The 20,658-nt window shown below is 36.2% G+C and carries 21 protein-coding genes; 10 read left to right on the top strand and 11 right to left on the bottom strand.

All coding sequences use genetic code 11. The annotated features are described in order from the left end of the window. Nucleotides 1–8: 8 nt before the first annotated feature. Nucleotides 9–1,298, top strand: a complete 1,290-nt coding sequence (gene thrC / locus J2X31_RS14215; protein WP_310027530.1) for a threonine synthase — start codon at nt 9–11, stop codon at nt 1,296–1,298. Between the two features lie 66 nt (nt 1,299–1,364). Here the strand turns inward: thrC and pyrF are convergent, their stop codons facing one another. Continuing rightward, nucleotides 1,365–2,183, bottom strand: coding sequence for an orotidine-5'-phosphate decarboxylase (gene pyrF, locus J2X31_RS14210; protein WP_310027528.1), 819 nt, complete (start codon nt 2,181–2,183; stop codon nt 1,365–1,367). 165 nt (nt 2,184–2,348) lie between these two features. After that, nucleotides 2,349–3,425: a peptide chain release factor 1 gene (gene prfA, locus J2X31_RS14205; RefSeq protein ID WP_310027527.1), complete on the bottom strand. Its 1,077-nt coding sequence runs from the start codon at nt 3,423–3,425 to the stop codon at nt 2,349–2,351. Between the two features lie 514 nt (nt 3,426–3,939). Between prfA and J2X31_RS14200 the strand changes: the two genes are divergently transcribed. The 3 genes from J2X31_RS14200 to J2X31_RS14190 all read left to right on the top strand — a co-directional run bounded on the left by J2X31_RS14200 (nt 3,940) and on the right by J2X31_RS14190 (nt 6,141). Then, the gene (locus tag J2X31_RS14200; RefSeq protein ID WP_310027526.1) at nt 3,940–4,479 is read left to right on the top strand and encodes an IS1096 element passenger TnpR family protein; all 540 of its coding nucleotides are present in this window, start codon (nt 3,940–3,942) and stop codon (nt 4,477–4,479) included. A gap of 118 nt (nt 4,480–4,597) precedes the next feature. After that, on the top strand, nt 4,598–5,656 hold the full coding sequence (locus J2X31_RS14195) for a nucleoid-associated protein (protein ID WP_310027524.1): 1,059 nt from the start codon (nt 4,598–4,600) through the stop codon (nt 5,654–5,656). Between the two features lie 5 nt (nt 5,657–5,661). Beyond that, a complete protein-coding gene (locus J2X31_RS14190) occupies nt 5,662–6,141 on the top strand; it encodes a hypothetical protein (RefSeq protein ID WP_310027523.1) in 480 nt (159 codons plus the stop codon). A gap of 75 nt (nt 6,142–6,216) precedes the next feature. Here the strand turns inward: J2X31_RS14190 and J2X31_RS14185 are convergent, their stop codons facing one another. From J2X31_RS14185 to recF, 8 genes are all read right to left on the bottom strand, one after another. Further along, entirely contained in the window at nt 6,217–7,062 is an 846-nt protein-coding gene (locus J2X31_RS14185) for an energy transducer TonB (protein WP_310027521.1), read from the bottom strand. Nucleotides 7,063–7,463: 401 nt separating this feature from the next. Continuing rightward, nucleotides 7,464–8,015 carry an RNA polymerase sigma factor gene (locus J2X31_RS14180; RefSeq protein ID WP_310027519.1) on the bottom strand — a complete coding sequence of 184 codons (552 nt, stop codon included), beginning with the start codon at nt 8,013–8,015 and terminating at the stop codon, nt 7,464–7,466. Further along, complete coding sequence (locus J2X31_RS14175; RefSeq protein WP_310027553.1) at nt 8,006–9,112, bottom strand: glycosyltransferase; 1,107 nt, start codon at nt 9,110–9,112, stop codon at nt 8,006–8,008. Before J2X31_RS14175 ends, J2X31_RS14180 begins: the two co-directional genes overlap by 10 nt. A gap of 88 nt (nt 9,113–9,200) precedes the next feature. Continuing rightward, nucleotides 9,201–9,815: an FMN-binding negative transcriptional regulator gene (locus J2X31_RS14170; protein ID WP_310027517.1), complete on the bottom strand. Its 615-nt coding sequence runs from the start codon at nt 9,813–9,815 to the stop codon at nt 9,201–9,203. Between the two features lie 53 nt (nt 9,816–9,868). Further along, nucleotides 9,869–10,882, bottom strand: coding sequence for a UDP-N-acetylmuramate dehydrogenase (murB, locus tag J2X31_RS14165; protein ID WP_310027515.1), 1,014 nt, complete (start codon nt 10,880–10,882; stop codon nt 9,869–9,871). A gap of 62 nt (nt 10,883–10,944) precedes the next feature. After that, a complete protein-coding gene (locus tag J2X31_RS14160) occupies nt 10,945–11,616 on the bottom strand; it encodes a DUF2461 domain-containing protein (RefSeq protein ID WP_310027513.1) in 672 nt (223 codons plus the stop codon). Nucleotides 11,617–11,618: 2 nt separating this feature from the next. Beyond that, nucleotides 11,619–12,311, bottom strand: coding sequence for a thioredoxin domain-containing protein (locus tag J2X31_RS14155; protein ID WP_310027511.1), 693 nt, complete (start codon nt 12,309–12,311; stop codon nt 11,619–11,621). Between the two features lie 176 nt (nt 12,312–12,487). Continuing rightward, nucleotides 12,488–13,567, bottom strand: coding sequence for a DNA replication/repair protein RecF (gene recF / locus J2X31_RS14150; protein ID WP_310027510.1), 1,080 nt, complete (start codon nt 13,565–13,567; stop codon nt 12,488–12,490). A gap of 155 nt (nt 13,568–13,722) precedes the next feature. Here recF and J2X31_RS14145 point away from each other — a divergent pair, with 155 nt between their 5' ends. The 6 genes from J2X31_RS14145 to J2X31_RS14120 all read left to right on the top strand — a co-directional run bounded on the left by J2X31_RS14145 (nt 13,723) and on the right by J2X31_RS14120 (nt 19,982). After that, complete coding sequence (locus tag J2X31_RS14145) at nt 13,723–14,505, top strand: tetratricopeptide repeat protein (RefSeq protein WP_310027509.1); 783 nt, start codon at nt 13,723–13,725, stop codon at nt 14,503–14,505. 73 nt (nt 14,506–14,578) lie between these two features. Continuing rightward, nucleotides 14,579–15,151, top strand: coding sequence for a 6,7-dimethyl-8-ribityllumazine synthase (gene ribH / locus J2X31_RS14140; RefSeq protein ID WP_310027507.1), 573 nt, complete (start codon nt 14,579–14,581; stop codon nt 15,149–15,151). A gap of 157 nt (nt 15,152–15,308) precedes the next feature. Continuing rightward, a complete protein-coding gene (gene mutL / locus J2X31_RS14135) occupies nt 15,309–17,174 on the top strand; it encodes a DNA mismatch repair endonuclease MutL (protein WP_310027506.1) in 1,866 nt (621 codons plus the stop codon). Further along, nucleotides 17,171–17,989 (top strand): rhomboid family intramembrane serine protease, encoded by an 819-nt coding sequence (locus J2X31_RS14130; RefSeq protein ID WP_310027505.1) that lies wholly within the window; start codon nt 17,171–17,173, stop codon nt 17,987–17,989. Before mutL ends, J2X31_RS14130 begins: the two co-directional genes overlap by 4 nt. 12 nt (nt 17,990–18,001) lie before the next feature. After that, nucleotides 18,002–18,886, top strand: coding sequence for a rhomboid family intramembrane serine protease (locus J2X31_RS14125; protein WP_310027503.1), 885 nt, complete (start codon nt 18,002–18,004; stop codon nt 18,884–18,886). A gap of 34 nt (nt 18,887–18,920) precedes the next feature. After that, nucleotides 18,921–19,982 (top strand): endonuclease/exonuclease/phosphatase family protein, encoded by a 1,062-nt coding sequence (locus J2X31_RS14120; RefSeq protein ID WP_310027501.1) that lies wholly within the window; start codon nt 18,921–18,923, stop codon nt 19,980–19,982. Here J2X31_RS14120 and J2X31_RS14115 read toward each other — a convergent pair. After that, complete coding sequence (locus J2X31_RS14115; protein WP_310027499.1) at nt 19,977–20,588, bottom strand: WbqC family protein; 612 nt, start codon at nt 20,586–20,588, stop codon at nt 19,977–19,979. The genes J2X31_RS14120 and J2X31_RS14115 overlap by 6 nt on opposite strands. Nucleotides 20,589–20,658: the final 70 nt, after the last annotated feature.

The following is a 20,658-nucleotide window of genomic DNA, read 5'->3' as shown; positions in this document are numbered from 1 at the left end:
AATCAAAAATGAAATATTATAGTTTAAATAACAAAAACCTTAAAGTATCTTTTCAAGAAGCTGTCATCCAAGGTTTGGCTCCTGATAAAGGTTTATATTTTCCAGAACATATAACGCCAATTGAAAGTGATTTTTATAATAAGATTGAAAGCCTTTCAAACGAAGCAATTGCTTTTGAAGTCATCAAGCAATTTGTTGGCGATGAAATTCCTGAAACCACCTTAAAACAAATTATTTCTGAAACATTGTGTTTTGATTTTCCTTTAGTGGAAGTTGAAAAGGATGTTTATTCACTAGAGCTTTTCCACGGACCAACAATGGCCTTCAAGGATGTTGGAGCGAGATTTATGGCACGTTGTCTGGCATATTTCAACAAAGATAAAAGTGATAGCAAAAATACGGTTTTGGTAGCAACTTCTGGAGATACAGGTGGTGCTGTTGCAAGTGGTTTTCTTGGAGTAGAAGGAGTTGAGGTTGTCATTTTATATCCATCTGGAAAAGTCAGCGACATTCAGGAAAAGCAACTGACCACTTTGGGTCAGAATATTACAGCTTTAGAGGTCGATGGCGTTTTTGATGATTGCCAGGATATGGTGAAACAAGCATTTTTAGATGAAAGTCTGCATCATAAGAATCTCACTTCTGCCAATTCCATCAATATTGCAAGATGGTTGCCACAGATGTTTTATTTCTTTTTTGCTTATAAGCAATTGAAGCAATCGGGAAAATCGCTTGTGGTTTCTTGTCCGAGTGGGAATTTCGGAAACATTTGTGCTGGAATTTTGGCTAAAAAATTAGGCTTGCCAATAGAACATTTTGTTGCTTCAACGAATGTAAACGATACCGTTCCGAGGTTTTTGAAGAATGGAACTTACGAACCAAAACCTTCAAAAGCCACCATTTCAAATGCCATGGATGTTGGAAATCCGAGTAATTTTGTTCGTATTCAGGAAATGTACAACAATGATTTAAAGGCGTTTGAAAAAGATTTTTCGTCTTTCAGTTTTTCAGATGAAGAAACTACGGAAGCCTTAAAACATATTTACAAAATCAGCGGTTATGTTGCCGAACCTCACGGAGCGGTTGGCTATTTAGGATTAAAAAGACAATTGGAGAAAAACTCTGGAAGTATTGGTGTTTTTCTAGAAACAGCCCATCCGGTAAAGTTTTTGGAAATCGTAGAAGAAACTTTAAATGTCAAACTTCCTATTCCTTCACAAATTGAAAGCGTGATGGGAAAAGAAAAGAAGAGTAACAAAATAAAAAGCTATGAAGATTTGAAAGCTTTTTTGAAGTAAAATTTTGCCACAGATTCACAGATTTTTTATGACATTTAAAATCTGTGAATCCGTGGCTATAAAAAATTATTGATTGTCTAAAATTGAAGCCATTTCCTGTTGCATTTTCAATGCTTCTTCTCTGGCTTTTTCTGCAAAATCCTTTTGGTTCGATGCATAAATTATTGACCTTGAAGAAGCTATAAGTAAACCTACATTGGCATTCATTCCGTATTTGCAAACATCAGAAAGACTTCCGCCTTGGGCTCCAACTCCTGGAATCAATAAAAAGCTGTCAGGAACAATTTTTCTAATATCCGTTAGGTATTCTGCTTTGGTAGCACCTACAACATACATTAGGTTTTCGCTGTTTTTCCAAGTTTTTGAAGTTTCCAATACTTGTTTGTATACTTCTTTTCCATCGATTTTTAGGGTTTGGAAATCAAAAGCTCCTTCGTTGGAAGTTAAAGCCAATAAAATGGTGTGTTTGTTTTCGAAAGCTAAGAATGGTTCAACGGAATCTTTTCCCATATACGGAGCAACGGTAACCGAATCAAAATCCATATCTTCAAAGAAAGCTTTTGCATACATGGAAGAAGTGTTTCCGATATCGCCACGTTTTGCATCGGCAATCGTGAACATTTCCGGATAGTTTTCGTTGATGTAGTTGATGGTTTTTTGAAGTGCCTGCCATCCTTTTATGCCGTAAGCTTCATAGAAAGCAACATTTGGTTTATAGGAAACGCATAAGTCGTGTGTGGCATCGATAATGGCTTTGTTGAATTCGAAGATTTGGTCTTTCGTTTCCAAAAGATGTTGTGGAATCTTGTTTAAATCTACATCGAGGCCGACGCTTAGGAATGATTTTTTTAGTTGGATTTGTTCTGTTAGTTGTTGAGTTGTCATTTGTTGTTGTGTTTGGGGCAAAGTTCGTAAAAAAATAAACCATTAAGAAATTAAGAGGTCTTAAGCATAAATAAAAAATGCCAAACTATTTTGTCTGGCATCTTTCACTTTAATTTAAATACTTTTATTTTCGTCTTAATACTTGATACTCAAATCTTAATACATTTAGAAAACTTCGCTTGCTTCTTTAAGTTTCTCCATATTGTTAACGAGTTGCAACTCATCAATCAATTTTTGGATTTTACCGTTCATGACACCATCCATATCGAAAATATCCATTCCGATTCTATGGTCGGTTACACGACCTTGAGAATAATTGTAGGTACGGATTTTTGCAGAACGGTCTCCAGAACTTACTTGGGATGTACGTTTTGTAGCATCTTCGGCTTGTTTTTTCGCCAATTCTTGTTCGTATAGACGAGAACGTAAAACGCCCAAAGCTTTGTCTTTATTTTTATGTTGCGATTTCTGGTCCTGACATTGAGCGACCAATCCTGTTGGAATGTGTGTTAAACGAACGGCAGATTTCGTAGTATTTACCGATTGTCCTCCAGGTCCTGATGAACAGAAAAAGTCAACACGAACGTCGTTCATGTCAATCTGAACGTCAAATTCTTCGGCTTCTGGTAAAACCATAACGGTTGCTGCAGAGGTGTGAACACGACCTTGCGTTTCGGTTTGTGGAACACGTTGAACACGGTGAACTCCGGCTTCAAACTTCAAAGTTCCGTAAACGTCTTCTCCAGTTACTTCAAAGATAACCTCTTTGAAACCTCCAGAAGTTCCTTCGTTCATATCTACAACAGAAGTTTTCCAGCCTTTGCTTTCGCAATATTTGGTGTACATCCTGAACAAATCACCTGCAAAGATACTGGCTTCGTCGCCACCGGTTCCGGCACGAACTTCGACCATCACGTTCTTGGCATCTTCGGCATCTTTTGGAATTAGCATGAATTTGATTTCTTCTTCCAATTCTGGCAAACGCTCTTTGGCTTCTTCCAATTGCATTTTGGCCATTTCGGTCATTTCTGGGTCGCTACCGTCGGCAATAATTTCGTTTGCTTCGTCAATGTTACCCATAATGGTAACGTATTCATCGCGCTTTTCAGCCAATGCTTTCAAGTCTTTGTATTCTTTATTTAGCTGAACATAACGCTTTTGGTCGGCAATGATATCAGGCTGGATAATCAAGTCTGAAATCTCGTCGAAACGCTGTTTTACTATTTGCAATCTATCTAACATCTTTTTCTTTCCTTTATTTGGAGTGCAAATTTACGAAAAATAGTTGTAAGTTAAAAGAGGTTGGTTGAAGGTTGTAGGTTCTGGGTTTTAGGTTGATGTGGATTGTGTTTTTGGAGGGTTTATTTTGGAGACCTGACAGTTTTTTTCCCGTTCCTAAATTTAGAGTTCGGTACTTTAAGATCTTGTAATCTTTGAATTTATTATACCTACAAGGTTTTGAAAACCTTGCAGGATGAAAACCGACAAATTATTAGGTCTTGGTTTGACGCAAACTTTGTCCCGAAAGTTTAAAAGAAGCCTAAAGTTATTAGTCTAGCCCCGATGGTGCCATTGTTTGAGCTCTTGCAACTGCCGTAAGAGCTGTTGCAAAGCGAGTGGCTCCAGCGGGAACATGGATTGATAAAATGCCAAAAGTGATGCTTCTGAAAATGCATACGCAAATTTTGTTGATTACTTTTTAGGGTAAAACAGAATATAAATTTTACCTTTGGCGTCTCAATATTATTTACAGATTATGGTTTATAAATTCAGAGTTATTCTTGATGCCGAGGAGGATGTTTTTCGGGATATTGCAATACTTGAAGACGATACGTTGGAGGATTTGCACAATGCAATTTTTAATGCTTTTGGTTTTGACGGGATGGAAGTGGCGTCGTTTTATACGTGTGACGAAACGTGGAACCAGGAGGATGAGATTTCGCTTTTTGACACGGGAGATGTTCCTGGTGAACAGCGAATCATGAGCGATTATGTGCTTTCGGATATTTTGGATGCCGAGAATACGAAGATTATCTATGTGTATGATTTTATCAATATGTGGACGTTCTTGGTAGAATTGGCTGCGATTGAGGACCAAGAAATTGGCTTGATTTATCCGAACTTGTTGTTTTCGCATGGAGAAATGCCGGATGAGGCGATGGAGAAAAGCTTTGAAGCCGATATGAATGATGATATCTATGGCGACTATGAAGATGATTTTGATGAGGATGACTTGGATAATCTTGATGGAGGCGATAACTTTGAGGATTATGGGTTTGAGGAGAATTGGAACTAGGGTCAGAAAATAGAATAAGAAGCAAGAAAAAAGACTTGCATAAACAATATATAATGAACCAAGAGGTTAAGGTTTTTGGATCTTTCTTCTTGGTTCTTTTATCTAATACAATCAAAAAATGATCAATTTATTCAACACTCATATTGAGTCGCTTTCTATCCACAGGGTAGGGAACAAGAGCCGTAACGAGGCTATTTTTTTATCGGAACAACCGTTTTCCTTGGGAGATGAGATTGTGCCTTTGATTAAGGAATACTTTTTTAAGCCATTCAGGGAAAAAGAGGAAAACTATTTCCAGTTTGCCCATGAGGTGGATTTGGATTATAATGATATGTTTAAATTGGCTTCTGAGATTTTTGCTGATCCTTCGAGTGTTCATGAAGTTTCAAAGAAAATTACGAAACATTTGTTTGAGCAATCGAATCATCCTCATATTAAGAACGGAGAAGTTTATGTAACGTATTTGACGAATGTGAGTATTGATAACAATGTTGTGGATGCCATCGGAATTTTTAAAAGTGAGTTGCAGGCTGATTTCTTGCAGTTTGAAGAAAAAGACACGCACTTGGAAATGATTCTGCAACAAGGAATCAATTTGAACAAGTTGGACAAAGGTTGCTTGATTTTTAATTACAAAAAAGAGGAAGGTTATAAGATTTTGACAGTTGACAGTAACCGTTATGATGCGAGATATTGGTTGGAGCATTTCCTTTCGGTTGATGCTTTTCAGGATGAAAATTTCATGACCAAAAAATACTTGAAGTTTGTTCAGGATTTTGCAAAAGATGTAGTGCTTCCAGCTGAAGACAAGAAAGAGGAAGTAATGTTCATGAACCGTTCAGTGAATTATTTTGCAAAGAACGACCAGTTTGAGGAAACAAATTTCTTGAACGAGGTTTTGGACAATCCAGATTTGATTCCAGAATTTAAAAATTACAAGGTTGATAAAGGAGAAAAATACAGCATCGAGGACATTACGAATTTCCCGATTGCAAACGCTGCCGTTTCGGACGCCAGAAAAAAGATGAAGAACGTGATTAATTTGGATACTAATATTCAAATTAAATTAGATTTCATCAATCCTGAAAGTGCTGAAAAATATGTAGAAAAAGGTTGGGACGAGGAGAAACAGATGTATTATTATTTGGTTTACTTTAATAAGGAGCAAAAATCGTAAAATATATGAGAAAGATTAGATTAGTTGCAAGTTTACTGTTTGGATTGGTATTGTTTAATTCATGTTCGAACGATGACGATACTGCCGATGTAGTTGCTGAAGTTCAACTTGAAGATGTAATGGTGCAAAATAGTCCTTGGACATTCAGTCATTATGAATTGATTAATGTTGTAAATGCAGGAACATCTGCCATGACACCAGCAGAAATTGAAAGTGATATGAATCTTCAATTAGCAGGATTTACTTTGATATTTAACCAAGACGGAACAGGAGAAACCGCTATTGAAGGTGAAGAAAGCGAAAGTTGGACTTGGGTGATTGAAAATGAGGATAATTTGAGGATTGTTTATGCAGGTAATTTTTCTGATGAATATTTTAACCTAAGCCTTTTGAATTCGCAACTTAAGATGGAAGCAGAATCTGTTACACATGACAGTGCCGCTAATTTAGAAGTGTTGCATTATGGAAGTCTTGTTTTTGAATAAAGATTAATAGTAAGAATCAAAAAAACCGCAAAGGAGTTCTCTTTTGCGGTTTTTTTGATTTAGGTGTTTTGCGGTTTATCTCAACTGGATGTTTATTGGAAGATTATAAGCTGTTCTTACAGGTTTACCTGCAATCATTCCTGGTTCCCATTTTACTTTCAGGGATTTTAAAACCCTGATGGCTTCCTTGTCCAATCCGTAGCCAGGATTTCTTGGCACTCGGATGTCGGTCATGGTGCCGTCTTTTTCAATAACAAAGGAAACATATACTTTTATTGCCTTTTCATTATCCATTTCGGGTGCCTTGAAATTTTTGGCGACATATTTATAGAAATTTTCAATCCCGCCAGGATAGGCTGGCATTTTGTCGAGGTGGGCGGTTCCGTAGGGACCTCGTGGACCTTCGCCACCACCACCACCATCATCTGGTTTGCCTTCGCCACCGATGATGCCACCTTCAACTCCTCCCGTAGATGGCGTGGTTCCAGTTCCTTCAGTAGAACCTTCGTTTGGATTGGTTTCAGCTTCCTCGTTTGTTGCGATATCGGTTTTGGCTTTTTCCTTTTCGACCACTGTTGGATCCACAAGATTTTCTTTGGTGATTTCTTTTTTAGGTTCTTCTTTTCTCGCTGGAGGTAGAGCTTTTGCTTTTTCAGGTTCTTTTTTTGGAGGGAAAACCACATCTGTGATGGTCAATATATCACCTATGATAGGTTCTGAACTTGCAATTGGTTTTTGACCAAATTGGTTGAGGATCATTGGGATTGTAATGAGCAAGCAAAACAATGTGGTTGCTACTAACAATGCCTTTACAGTTGTTTTTGGATTTTCCTGACGCAGTTGATATGCACCATATTCCTTGTTTTTGCCTTCAAAAACAAGGTCAATCCATCGGGTTTCGAAAATACTTACATTAGACATAATTTATGATTTTTGTTAAGGTTAAGTATTACTGATGCATAGGCGAAGTATTTTTTATTTCTATTCTCTATTTTTTATTGTTGGATGATTTATCTCTTATTCTAAAGAGCTATATTTTCTTTAAACGTAAGTATTAAGAAAAATAGTATAGGATTGTTAATAATTTTAGAAAATATTTTGAATAAGGAGGGAAGTTGTATGTTTTAAGCAGGAAGATGTATGGTAAATAGTAAGCGTGTTTGGAAGGTTTTTGATTGGCCTTTTAGCCCTGACTGGAGGGGAAATCCTTTTGTTTTTTTTCTTTAAAAAAAATAAAAGACCTGTCTGCCGACAGGCAGGTTTGGAAGGAAAGGCAGGAATATGGTTTTATTGTTTGCCGAACGTTTCGCTCCTAAAAAAATTTAGCGTTTGTTTTGGATGATTTCGGCCAGCAGTTTCTTGGCACGAAGAATCTTGATTTTTACATTGTTAAGCGGTTCTTCAATCTTGTCGGCGATTTCCTGATAGCTTAATTCTTGGAAATAGCGAAGTTGGATGACTTCTTGATAGTGCGGTTTCAATTCCTTGATGTATTGAAGAAGCTGTGAAAGGTTTTGTTCGGTGATAAGCTCGTCTTCGGCAGATGGTGTTGTATCGGCGACATTGTAAGCCTGTTGGTCTTCCTCATCTGTGATTTCGATGAAAAGGGAAGATTTTTTCTTGCGTAAAAGGTCGATGTGGACGTTTTTTGCAATGGCAATCAGCCAGGTGTTGAATTGAAATTCGGGGTTGTAAGTGGCGATTTTGTCGAATGCTTTTGCAAAAGTTTCGATGGTGATGTCCTCGGCATCGGTTTCATTTTCAGTACGTTTGAGCATAAAGCCATAGACTTCATTCCAATAAAAATCCAATAGGGAAGTGAAGGCGATTTGGTCGCCAGCTTTCGCTTTTTCTATCAGTGGTTTTATTTCCAATGTACGGGTTTTGAGAAAATATTGGTGATGAACACGTTTAATTGCGTGAATATAAGGATTATTTCGATGATTGGAAACCAATATATGGCATCTTTTTCTTTTAATTTTCCTGCTGAAAGACCCATAATGATCCAGGCAAAAAGGTAACGGAAACCGATTAGGGAAAGAACGATTATCCATTGGAATTGAAACGCTAGCAAGACAATTGGCAACAAAACAAACAGCAATTGCGAGCTGTAGAAAAGTGCGAGTTGCATTCTGTCAAAAGGTTTGTAGAAGGTTGCCGTTGCAATGTGACGTCTTTTTTGGGTGAACCAATCCGTGAATGAGGTTTTTGGTTTTGAATAGGTAAAGCTTTCGGGCGAAAAGCAAATGGTCGTGTTTTTCTTTGTGGAGGCTTGGTTAACGAACAAATCGTCGTCGCCTGAACGGATTTTCATATGATCGATAAAACCGTTTACGTTGAAGAATTCTTCCTTTTTGTAGGCCATATTTCGACCTACACCCATATAAGGCATTCCCATTTTTGCCCAAGAAAAATATTGAACAGCAGTGAGTAATGTTTCGAAACGGATGATTTTATTCAGGAACGAATTCGGAATTTTTTCATAAGCTCCATAACCCAGAATAATGGTTTTTTGGAGGGTGAAATTGGAGGTCATTTCGGCAATCCAGTTTTCAGATGTTGGATAGCAATCGGCATCGGTAAACAACAAATATTCTTTCGAAGCAGCTTTAATACCAAGGGTTAAGGCAAATTTTTTGTTTCCCCAAAAGGCCTCATTGTTTGCCACTTTTACTAATCGGATATTGGAATATTCCTTTTCAAAAGCTTCGAAAATATCGAGTGTGGCATCGCTTGAAGCGTCATCGATTAGGATGATTTCGAAATCAGGATAGTTTTGAGTGGCAAGAATCGGGATGAACTTTGCCACGTTTTCTGCTTCGTTTTTAGCACAAACGATTACTGAAACAGGAATGCGTTTCAGGTTGTTTTTTTTAGGTTTTGCAAAAGCAAATTTTCCAAAAACCACGATATAGTAGAGGAATTGGATGAAAACAATGCCAATAAAAACGTAAAAAAGTAATGGTAGCAACATGATTTCGTTTTCTTTTTAAAATGTGTGCAAAAGTAATCAAATCAATCCTTACTAGATGAAAATTGTGAGAGGAAATTTATCGATTTTATCGTGGACATTTTTTCATTTCTTCTGCAATAGCTTTCGCCTCATTGTTTCCTGTTTTTTCGAGTTCTACAATAATGGTATCGTAGTTTTTCTGGTCGCGGTTCTGGGATAATTTATGTTTGGCTTGGATTTCTTCGATTTCAATTTCAAAGGCAACAATTCCGCGGGTCATCATCATTGTTTTCTTCGAGAGATTCTCAATTCTTACAGGATTTTCTGAATTGGCTTCGTATTTGTCTACTAGTTTTTTCAAGGAAGATAAAAGCGCTTCGCCTTCGATGATTTTCACGGTTCCGTAAACGTGAACGGCAATGTAATTCCAAGTGGGAACGCCTTCGAAATCATACCATGATGAAGAAATATAACTGTGTGGACCAGAGAAAATAGCCAATACTTTATCAGAAGATTCAAAACCTTTCCATTGCGGGTTTTCTTTGGAAATATGTCCAAACAATACATCCTTTCCATCTTCGTTTTTATCAAGTTCGAGAGGAATATGAGTTGCAGTTAATTTTCCTTCAGATTGATTTACTAGAATGCCAAAGCTGTTCTTTTGGATGAAATCCTTGATTTCTTCGAGGTTGTGGTTTTTATAGTCTTCGGGGATGTGCATTCTGATTGTAGATTTTAGAGTTTAGATTTCAGATTTGTTCTGAAAATAAAAAATTAAATCACATTAACTTCTGCCTCAATATGAATACCAAAAGTAGTAAAAATGGTTTCTTGGATATCTTTCGAAACATTTAAAATTTCTCGTCCGGTTGCATTGCCATAATTCACTAAAACCAAGGCTTGATTTTTATGAATTCCAGCATCGCCAAAACGTTTTCCCTTGAAACCGGCTTGCTCAATAAGCCAACCAGCCGGAACTTTTACTTCGGAATCGGAAACTTCAAAAAAACGAATGTCTGGAAATTTTTGCTGTACTTTTTCGAAATCAGATTTTGAAATTATTGGATTTTTAAAGAAACTTCCGCTATTTCCAAGTTCTTTCGGGTCGGGCAATTTGCTTTGTCGGATAGCAATCACAGCATTACTTACGTCTTTTAAAGTAGGAGTTGTGACACCTTGTTTGGCCAATTCAGCCGTAATATCTCCGTAGGAAGTATTGATTTTATGGTTGCGTTTTGTGAGTTTGAAAACCACAGAGGTAATGATGTATTGGTCTTTTACATCATTTTTAAAGATGCTTTCACGGTAACCGAAATTGCATTCCTCTTTAGTGAAAGTTCTGGTTTCTTGATTGTCAATTTTAACAGCATCACACGAAACAAAAGTATCCTTGATTTCGGTTCCGTAAGCTCCGATGTTTTGAACTGGTGTCGTTCCTACATTTCCTGGAATCAGCGACATGTTTTCGAGTCCGCCGAAATTTTGGTTGATGGTATAAAGTACAAATTCGTGCCAATTTTCGCCCGCCTGACTTTCTACCCAAACGAAATCATTATCCTCACGGATTATTTTTTTTCCTTTCAAATCGATATGGATGACCAAAGCATCGATGTCTTGCGTAAGGAGCATGTTGCTTCCGCCACCCAAGATGAATTTCTTTTTCGATTGATTTTTGGCTAAAACAGTTTTCAATTCGTCAACTGAATGAACGGCTGTAAATTCTTTCGCCTTGGCTTCAATTCCAAATGTATTGTATTTTTTTAAGGAGAAATTCTCGATGATTTCCATAAGATGTAAGTCAATAATTAACGCTTCAAAAGTAAGCGAATTTAATCTTTCGCGAGGAATTTTTATTCAGAAGTCAAAGCCCGATTTATAAAATCATTCAAAGGTTTCAAGGCAATTAATTTTTTAGACATTTTAGCTACAAAATCTTTTTGCGAAACTTCCTTGATGTCAAATTTTTGAGAAGCTGTGAAACTTTTCAGCTTCAGGTGTTCAATTGCAGGATGGTCTTTTTCGTAATCTTTCGGAGCGTTTTTTAAGCTGTTGGTTTCGGTTCTGTCCAAACTTCCAAACTCTTTCTTGAAGGTTACATCGTTTAGAATTTCTTCCAAATCATCATAAAAGAAAGCGATTTCCTTACGGACTTTTTTTAGCTCTTCCGCTTCTGGCGAATAAAATCCTCCGGCAATAAAACTTCCGCCTTTTTCAATATGAACATAATACCCCGAACGATTCGCACCTTTTGCACCAGCCGACATCCAAATGCCTAGATGTGCTTTGTAAGGCGATTTGTCTTTCGAAAAACGAATGTCACGATTGATTCTGAACGTGCAATTTTTGACTTCCAATAACTCCAACGAAGGGTCGAGTGGTTTCATTACATCCAAAAAATCCGAAACCAATTGATGGTAGTCTTTTTTGAAGATTTCGTAACGTTTTTTATTGTCCTGAAACCAATCACGGTTGTTATTGGCTTTTAAATCTTCCAGAAATTGTAATGATTCGTTGGTCAGCATCTTTATAATTTTTTAGTTAAATCGTCTTCGCTTATAAATCCCGAATGTTTCCATTTTACTTCTTTATTTTCATATAATAATAAGGTAGGAAGTTCTTCGATTTTCAGTTCGGTCAGCAGTGTTTTGTTTGCATCGGCATCCAAGCGAATGATGGTTACATCCTTTAAACTCTTTTGCATTTTAGTGATGTAAGGCTTCATTTTTACGCAAGGAGCACACCAATCTGCATAAAAATTTATCAAGACTTTTTTATCGGAAATTAACAGTTTTTCATATTCCGCCAAAGTCATTCCGATGGTTTCGTTGCTTTTTTTGGCAAGTCCGGAAGCATTCCATTTCACGATTCCGCCATCCATTTCATAAATTTCCTTGAAGCCAAGTTCTGCCAATTTTCCAGATGCCTTACTGCTTCTTCCGCCACTCAAACAATAGACAAAAACGGGTTTAGATCTATCCAATTCGGCTACTTTTTTGTCAAAGTCATTGCCGTTCCAATTGATGTTTACCGCATTGTCCAAATGCTGGTCACTGAATTCTTTTGGCGTTCTCACATCTAAAATTTGGGGTTGTGAGGTAGATTTTATCTTTTGGGCAAATTCTTCAGGCTTGATGCTTTTGACTTCTTTTTTCGATTGTCCATTGCAGGAAATAAAAAGGAGACATAATAAAAAAGGGATTATTTTATACAATTTCATTTTTTAAGGGTTTATTTGATGAAGCTTTGCTTCTTTTTTTGCCACAGATTCACAGATTAAAATAAAAAATAAAAAATAAAAAATCTGTGAATCTGTGAATCTGTGGCTACTATTTTTTAGAACAGCTAAAGTAAGTAATATTCATATTGGATGCAATTTCGCGAGCCTTAATAAAATTACAAATTGAACATTTTGTAGCTCTGATGGGTCGATTTGATGATGGCTTCGGTTCGTTCCGGATGCGTGTCCGAAATAAACAATTGTCCAAACGTTTCATTATTGACCATTTCAACGATTTTTTCAACCCGACTTTCGTCTAATTTGTCAAAAATATCATCAAAAAGCAGGATTGGATTTTCACCACTTTGTTTTTTTACAAATTCAAATTGGGCCAATTTCAAGGCAATCAAAAAAGATTTCTGTTGGCCTTGTGATCCAAATTTCTTGATCGAAAAATGGTCGATTTCAAAAGATAAATCATCTTTATGGATTCCGACACTGGTATAATGCAGAATCCTGTCTTTATTGATGTTTTCTTGCAAAAGCGTCAGTAAATCTTTCTCATGAAGATTGCTTTCATAAACCAACTGAACGGTTTCATTTGAATCTGTAATTGTTTGATGGTGCTTGTTGAAAATCGGAATAAAATCAGCAATAAAACTTTTCCTTTTTTCAAAGATCGATTGCCCTAAACTGTTTAGTTGTTCGTTGTATATGTTTAAGGTATCGGTTTCAAAAACATGATTCAAGGCAAAATATTTCAACAAGGCATTCCGCTGGCTGATGATTTTTTGGTATTGTATGAGCTGTTGGAGATAATTTGAATCCAATTGCGAAATCACGCTGTCCATGAATTTTCTTCTCGTTTCGCTTCCTTCCACAATTAAATCGCGGTCGGCTGGAGAAATAATTACCAATGGGACAAATCCAATATGATCCGAAAATTTCTCATATTGCTTGCTGTTGCGTTTCAGGATTTTCTTCTGTCCTTTTTTCAAACTGCAAACAATTTGTTCCACACGTTCGCTTTTTTCAAATTCACCATCAATCACAAAAAACTCTTCGCCATGCTTAATATTCTGAACGGCAAGCGGATTAAAATAACTCTTCCCATACGACAAATGATAAATCGCATCGAGCACATTGGTTTTTCCAACGCCATTTTTCCCAACAAAACAGTTGATTTTGGTATCAAAATCGAAATTTGCTTCGGAAAAATTTTTATAATTAAAGAGGGAAATTTTTTTTAAATACATCTGAAAATGCCTGCTGTTATTGAGAATTTTGCTTCAAAAAAGAACTATTGTAGAAGTGTTTTTTTGACGTGTGCAAATTATTGAAAAATAACCACAAAAACATCTTTTAAATATGAATAAAAATTTTATTTTTGCACCTCACTAAATTAAAATAGATGGCAACATATAATAAAAGAGGATATAAAGTACCTAAGGCAAAAGAAGATAAAGTTGATGGAGATTTTATCGAAGATGTAAATGTTGATGTAAGCGACAGTACAACTGCAGAGGTTTTTAATTCACTTGATGAAACAGCATCTAAAACCGAAGATTTTATCGCCAGAAACCAAAAAATAATTCTTGGTGTGGTTGGAGTTGTGGCAATTGCTGCAATCGGCTATTTATTGTATACCAAATTTGTTGTTGAACCTAAAGAAGTAGATGCTGCAGATCAGATGTTTCTTGCTCAAAAGAATTTCCAATTGGCAACGGACGGAACTTCAAGCGATTCATTGTATACTTTGGCATTGAACGGATCTGAAGGAAAGTGGGGATTTGTAAAAATCGCTGATGAATTTTCAGGTACAAATGCAGGAAATCTAGCAAATTATTATGCTGGTATGGCTTATTTGCATACAGGGAAATATGATAACGCGATTTCTTATTTAGAGAAATTTAGTTCAGATGATGCTATTTTGAAAGCCAATGCAATTGGAGGAATTGGAGATGCTCATTCTCAAAAAGGAAACCAAAAAGAAGCTTTGGATTTTTATAAAAAGGCTGCTGAATCTAACAAAAATGATTTTACAACGCCACGTTTCTTGTTGAAAGCTGGTAAAACCGCTTTGGCTTTAGGAAACAAAGAAGAGGCTTTGAAATATTTTACAGATATTAAAGACAATTACGAAACTGCTCAAGAAGCACAAGGAATTGATGCTTTGATTGGCTTGTCTCAATAATACATTTAGTTTTCAGTTATCTGTTATATTTAAGTTACTGATAACTGAATACCGTAAACTGAACACTATTACTATGGCAACTGCAAATAAAAATTTATCAAATTACGATAAAAACTCAATCCCAAACGCGAAAGATTTTCGGTTTGGGATTGTTGTTTCAGAATGGAACGATCATATAACCGAAGGGCTTTTCTCTGGAGCAATTGCGGCTCTTTTAGACTGTGGAGCCTTGCAGGAAAACATCATCCGATGGAATGTTCCTGGAAGTTTTGAATTGGTTTACGGAGCAAAAAAAATGATTGAAACCCAAAAACCAGACGTGGTCATCACGATTGGAAGTGTCATCAAAGGCGAAACAAAGCATTTCGATTTTGTTTGCGAAGGTGTGACGCAAGGTATCAAGGATTTGAATGTGCTTTCGGATATTCCTGTGATTTTTTGTGTCCTGACGGATAATACAGAACAACAATCTATCGAAAGAAGCGGTGGAGTTCATGGCAATAAAGGAACCGAAGCTGGAATAGCGGCTATAAAAATGGCTTATCTTCGTCAGCAATCGAACTTTAATTATCAGTTTCATAATCAAAAACTATTAAACGAACATCAAATTCTAATTGATGAAACACGTCAGAGATTAGAAGAATAACAAGCTATTTTTGCAAAAAAATATCGAAACCTGTAATCTAATAAAATTACAGGTTTTTTGTTTTTATTATGATTTTCTAAACTCAAAAACCAGATTTAAATTCGTTAAATTTGTAACTCATTTTTTAAATCATTTCCAACCACCTGAACTTTTTTTAATGTCAAGCATAATTCAATTACTTCCAGATCACGTAGCCAATCAAATTGCAGCAGGAGAAGTCGTTCAGCGACCTGCTTCGGTAGTGAAAGAACTTCTTGAAAATGCTGTCGATGCAAAGGCAACTGATATCAAACTGATTATAAAAGATGCTGGAAAATCATTGGTTCAAGTCATTGATAATGGCCTTGGAATGAGTGTTACAGATGCCCGTTTATGTTTTGAACGACATGCGACTTCAAAAATCCGTCAAGCGGAAGATTTATTTTCCTTGCATACAAAAGGTTTCCGTGGAGAAGCATTGGCCTCTATTGCAGCAATCGCACATGTGGAAATGAAAACCAAGCAGGATCAGGAAGAATTGGGCCATAATATCGTAATTGAAGGAAGCAAATTTGTTTCTCAGGAATTGGCCGTTTTGCCAAAAGGCACTTCGTTTGCTATCAAGAATTTGTTCTTCAACATTCCAGCAAGGCGAAATTTCTTGAAATCGGATATTGTAGAACACCGTCACATTGTGGATGAATTCCAACGAGTGGCTTTGGCCCATCCTAATATTTATTTTACGTTTTACCACAACGGAAGCGAACTTTTCAATCTTCCACCATCCAATTCTAGACAGCGAATTGTCAATATTTTTTCGGGTAAGACCAATGAAAAACTGGTTCCCGTTCAGGAAATAACCGAAATTGTTTCGATTCAAGGATTTGTTTCCAAACCAGAATTTGCCAAGAAGAGCAGAGGCGAACAGTTTTTCTTTGTCAACAATCGTTACATCAAAAGTGGTTATTTGCACCATGCGATTATGGCGGCTTATGAAGGTTTGTTGAAAGATGGTTGCCAACCGAGTTATTTTTTGTACCTCGATGTTCCGCCTCATACCATCGACATCAACATTCACCCGACCAAGACGGAAATCAAGTTTGATGATGAACACGCCTTATATGCCATCTTGAGATCGTCGATAAAACACAGCTTGGGACAATTTAATGTGGCTCCTGTCTTGGATTTTGATCGTGATGCAAATCTTGATACGCCTTATGAATATAAAAATAAGGATGCCTCTTTTCCTACGATTCAAGTAGACGGAAACTACAATCCTTTTTCAGATGAAAAACCGTCAAAGCCTTCCTATTCTTCTTCGGATAATTTTAGAACCAAAAGAAGTGAAACAGCAAGTTGGGAAAGCTTGTATGTTGGTTTGAAAAACGATACGGAAACCCTTGTCGAAAATACCGAAATTCATTTTGAAAGTGAAGAAGTAACGGCTTCCTTATTTGATGATAGTGATATTGAAAAAGTAGTTAATAAAACTTATCAGATTCACAAGAAATACATTGTAAATCCCATAAAATCAGGAATGGTAATTGTCGATCAGCAACGGGCTCATCAGCGTGTCTTATACGAACAGTTCCTAGCCAACATGACGATTCAACAAGCGGCAAGTCAGCAATTGTTGTTTCCTCTGAATTTGTTTTTCTCCAAAAATGAATTGGAATTGATTTCCGAATTGAAAATTGCCTTGGCGAATACAGGATTCGTGTTTGAAGCCGAAGCCGAAGACCATATCGTGATTTCAGGAATACCTGTCAATGTTACCGAAAGCGAGGTTTCATTGGTGTTGGAACAATTGTTGAGCGATTTGCAGGAAGGCATTCCAGAGAACAGCTTTAGCCAGAACGACAGTATTGCAAAGTCGATGGCAAAAAGTTTGGCAGTAAAAACCGGAACTTATTTAACTGAAAAAGAACAGGAAAACTTGGTAAACGGACTTTTTGCTTGCAAGGATCCAAATGTTTCACCTTTTCAAAAACCAACTTTCATCACAATGCGTGTGGAAGATTTAGATAAAAAATTCTCAATATGATGAACATCACACCAACTGTAAAGCAGTTATTGATTATAAATATAATATTTTTTATAGGTTGCCAATTGGCACCTCAAGTCGAAAGCTTTTTTGCACTTTACCCTTTTCAAAATGACAATTTCAAAGTTTGGCAAATCATAACTCACATGTTTATGCATGCCAATATTATGCATATCTTCTTCAATATGTTTGCCTTGTTTTCCTTTGGAAGTGCTTTGGAACATTTTTGGGGTGGTAAGAAATTTTTGTTTTTTTATATTTCATGTGGATTAGGAGCCGCTCTGTTGCATGCTGGTATTAATTATATTGAGATTCAGAATTTACTTGACGGTGTTTCAAATATGAGTTTGCCTAATGAAACTTTGCATAAAATACTTAATGTCAATTATACTGATGGAACGCATTATAGACGCGATCTTTTTTTGAAAGGAATTACACCTATATTGGAAAATGCAGGTAAAATTGATCTACTGAATAACGCTAATTTTGAGTCTTTGTATGAAGCTGCAATTTCCAATCAAGTTCCAGCAGTTGGAGCTTCTGGAGCAATTTACGGTCTTTTAGTTGCTTTTGCTTTTATGTTTCCAACAGCTGAATTAGCATTGATGTTTATTCCAATTCCTATAAAAGCTAAATATTTTGTTCCTGGAGTTCTTGTTTTAGATTTAGTTTTAGGTCTACGAGGAAGTTCTATTTTTGGAGCTGCTTCTGGTGGTGGAGTAGCACATTTCGCCCATTTAGGTGGTGCTTTGACAGGATTTATAATGATGTGGTATTGGAAGAAAAATCAATTCAATAAAAACCGCTGGAATTAAATTTTATAGTCTATGAGCATTATTGAGGATTTAAAATTGCAATATAGAATTGGTGGTGTAGCCAATAGGTTAATCTACTGGAATGTGGGATTATTCGCCATTCCCTATATTGTTTTTGGTATTTTATCATTGTTTGAAATTCGGATTGATTTTCTTTCTTACGTAAGTTTATCTTCGAATCCTTCCGATTTGTTGTGGAAACCTTGGTCTTTGATCAGCTATGCTTTTTTTCATGGTGGAATCCTGCATATTCTCTTCAATATGATCATGTTGAATTTTTCAAGCCGATTGTTTACGACCTATTTTACACAGAAACAATTGTTCGGATTGTATATTCTAGGAAGTATTTTTGCAGGTTTGATTTACATTGTAAGTTATTTTATTTTTCCAGCTTTAGCCAATTCAAACACTACTTTAGTGGGTGCTTCTGGAGCTGTAATGGCGATTCTTTTTGCAACAGTAACTTATAATCCTTTGATGGAATTACGATTGTTATTGATTGGAAATGTAAAACTTTGGCACATTGCACTTTTCATTCTTATAATCGATTTGATACAATTGCCATTGGAAAACACTGGTGGTCATCTTGCCCATTTGGGTGGTGCTTTCTTTGGATTTCTGTTTATAAAATCCTTACAGAATGGAACTGATTTAAGCAAAATCGTTTCAGTTGTTATTGATTTTTTTGTCAATTTATTCAAACCCAAAAAGGCGACACCTTTCAAGAAAGTGCATAAAAACTACAAGCCAGAACCTAAAAAAGAACCTGCTTCTAGGATTGTAACCAAAGACAAAACACAGCAGCAAATTGATGAAATCTTAGACAAGATAAGCCAATCGGGCTATGACAGCCTTACCAAGGATGAAAAGGAATTTTTGTTCAAGGCTGGAAAATAATTCGTAGATTTCACTCATAAACTCAATCGGCAAGATGAAAAACCTCTCATGGTTTAACAAGACAATGTTTTTCTTTAATATAGTGCTAGCTGTATTGACGTTCGTTGCCTATGTTTTGCCTTTTCTAGCTCCAAAAATCTTCCCTTTTTTATCGGTTTTGACTTTATTTCTGCCGATGATGCTGATCTTGAATGTCATTTATTTTATCTATTGGGGAATACAATTCAAGCGTCAGGTACTTTTATCAGCTCTGGTTTTGCTCTTGGGAATTACATTCATTAATAAATTTTATAAATTTTCTGAAAAAAATCTGCCAGAGGAAGTTTCGGATTTCACGGTTTTGAGTTACAATGTTCGTTTGTTTAATAAATTTGAATGGTCGGATAAAGAAACCGTTCCTGTTGAGATTTCAGATTTTGTAAAGGAAAACAATCCGGATATCCTTTGTATTCAAGAGTTTTCGAATGCAAAAGAGTTTGATTATGCTCGATATCAACACAAATACATCCTTTCAAAAGGGGATAAGATTAAAACAGGCCAAGCCATACTTTCCAAGTTTAAGATTATTAATGAAGGAGAAGTTGTGTTTCCAAATTCGAATAACAATGTGATTTTTGCCGATATAAAAAAGGGTAAAGACACCATTAGGGTTTATAGCATCCATTTGCAATCGATTAAGATAACGCCAGACGTCAATGAAATAAGCGATGATATAAACGGTATCGATCAGCAAAAATCACAAAGAATGTTCAAGCGGATGAGTACAGCTTTTAAGGAACAACAGCTTCAGGCAGAGATTATTATGGAGCATAAAAAAGACTGTAAATATCCCATCATTATCTGTGGAGATATGAACAACAGTGCTTTTTCGTATGTGTATCGAGTGATCCGAGGCGATATGCAGGACAGTTTCGAAGAGGCGGGAAGTGGTTTCGGAAAAACCTATGATTTCAAATATTATCCAGCCCGAATTGATTATATTTTTGCCGATAAGCGAATGCAGGTCAAAAATTTCAAAAACTTCATCGAGATTGTCGATTCCGACCATTTTCCAATAATGGCACGACTTTCTATGGTTGAAGACAAAAAATTATAATTGCTGTTTTTTCAGATAATCCAAAGCATATCTTCCTTCGTTGAATAGCAAATCCAGAATACTCAAATTGTTGATGTAGCCGTGTTTTTCTTCAAAAACTTGGGTGTAAGGTTCAAATTGGTAAGTATCTTTTTTTCCATTTGCCAAACTTCTGAAATCGCTAAAATCAACTTCTCTGAAATATTCCTCTGTTTTACCGTACGATAATTTCAATCCCAAACATTTCGAGACTATCTCGATGGTTTCAAGGTTCAAATCCATCAAAAAAGTATGTTTCTTTTCAAAAATAGGCATAATATTATCTTCAAAATATTCAAAGAAAGGCGAACTTCTGTAAGCCGCTTCTAATGATTTGAAATGCTGTTTTTGCCAGTCGAATGCGGTTTCAATCTTGATGTCTTTTGTTTTTTGATGGCTGTTTTCGGCTGAATGCTTTACCGGAATATTCAATAACTGAATACCATTCGGACTATAAATATACATCCTGTTTCTATTGGTCTGTTTCTGGAAATTGTCTTCCATTTCAAACGTAACCGTTTCGGCTTGAGCTATTGCTGCAAATTGACTGATGGATGGAAAGTAGGTTGGATGTAATAAGATGTTCATTTGTGTCAAGATTTAAATCAAAAAAGTCATAAAGCCGATTGACATTATGACTTTTAAAAAGTTTTATTTT

Source organism: Flavobacterium arsenatis (assembly GCF_031456785.1).
Lineage (GTDB): Bacteria > Bacteroidota > Bacteroidia > Flavobacteriales > Flavobacteriaceae > Flavobacterium > Flavobacterium arsenatis.
The sequence above is the reverse complement of the archived record's forward strand: the minus strand, read 5'-3'. Positions and strand labels throughout refer to the sequence as shown.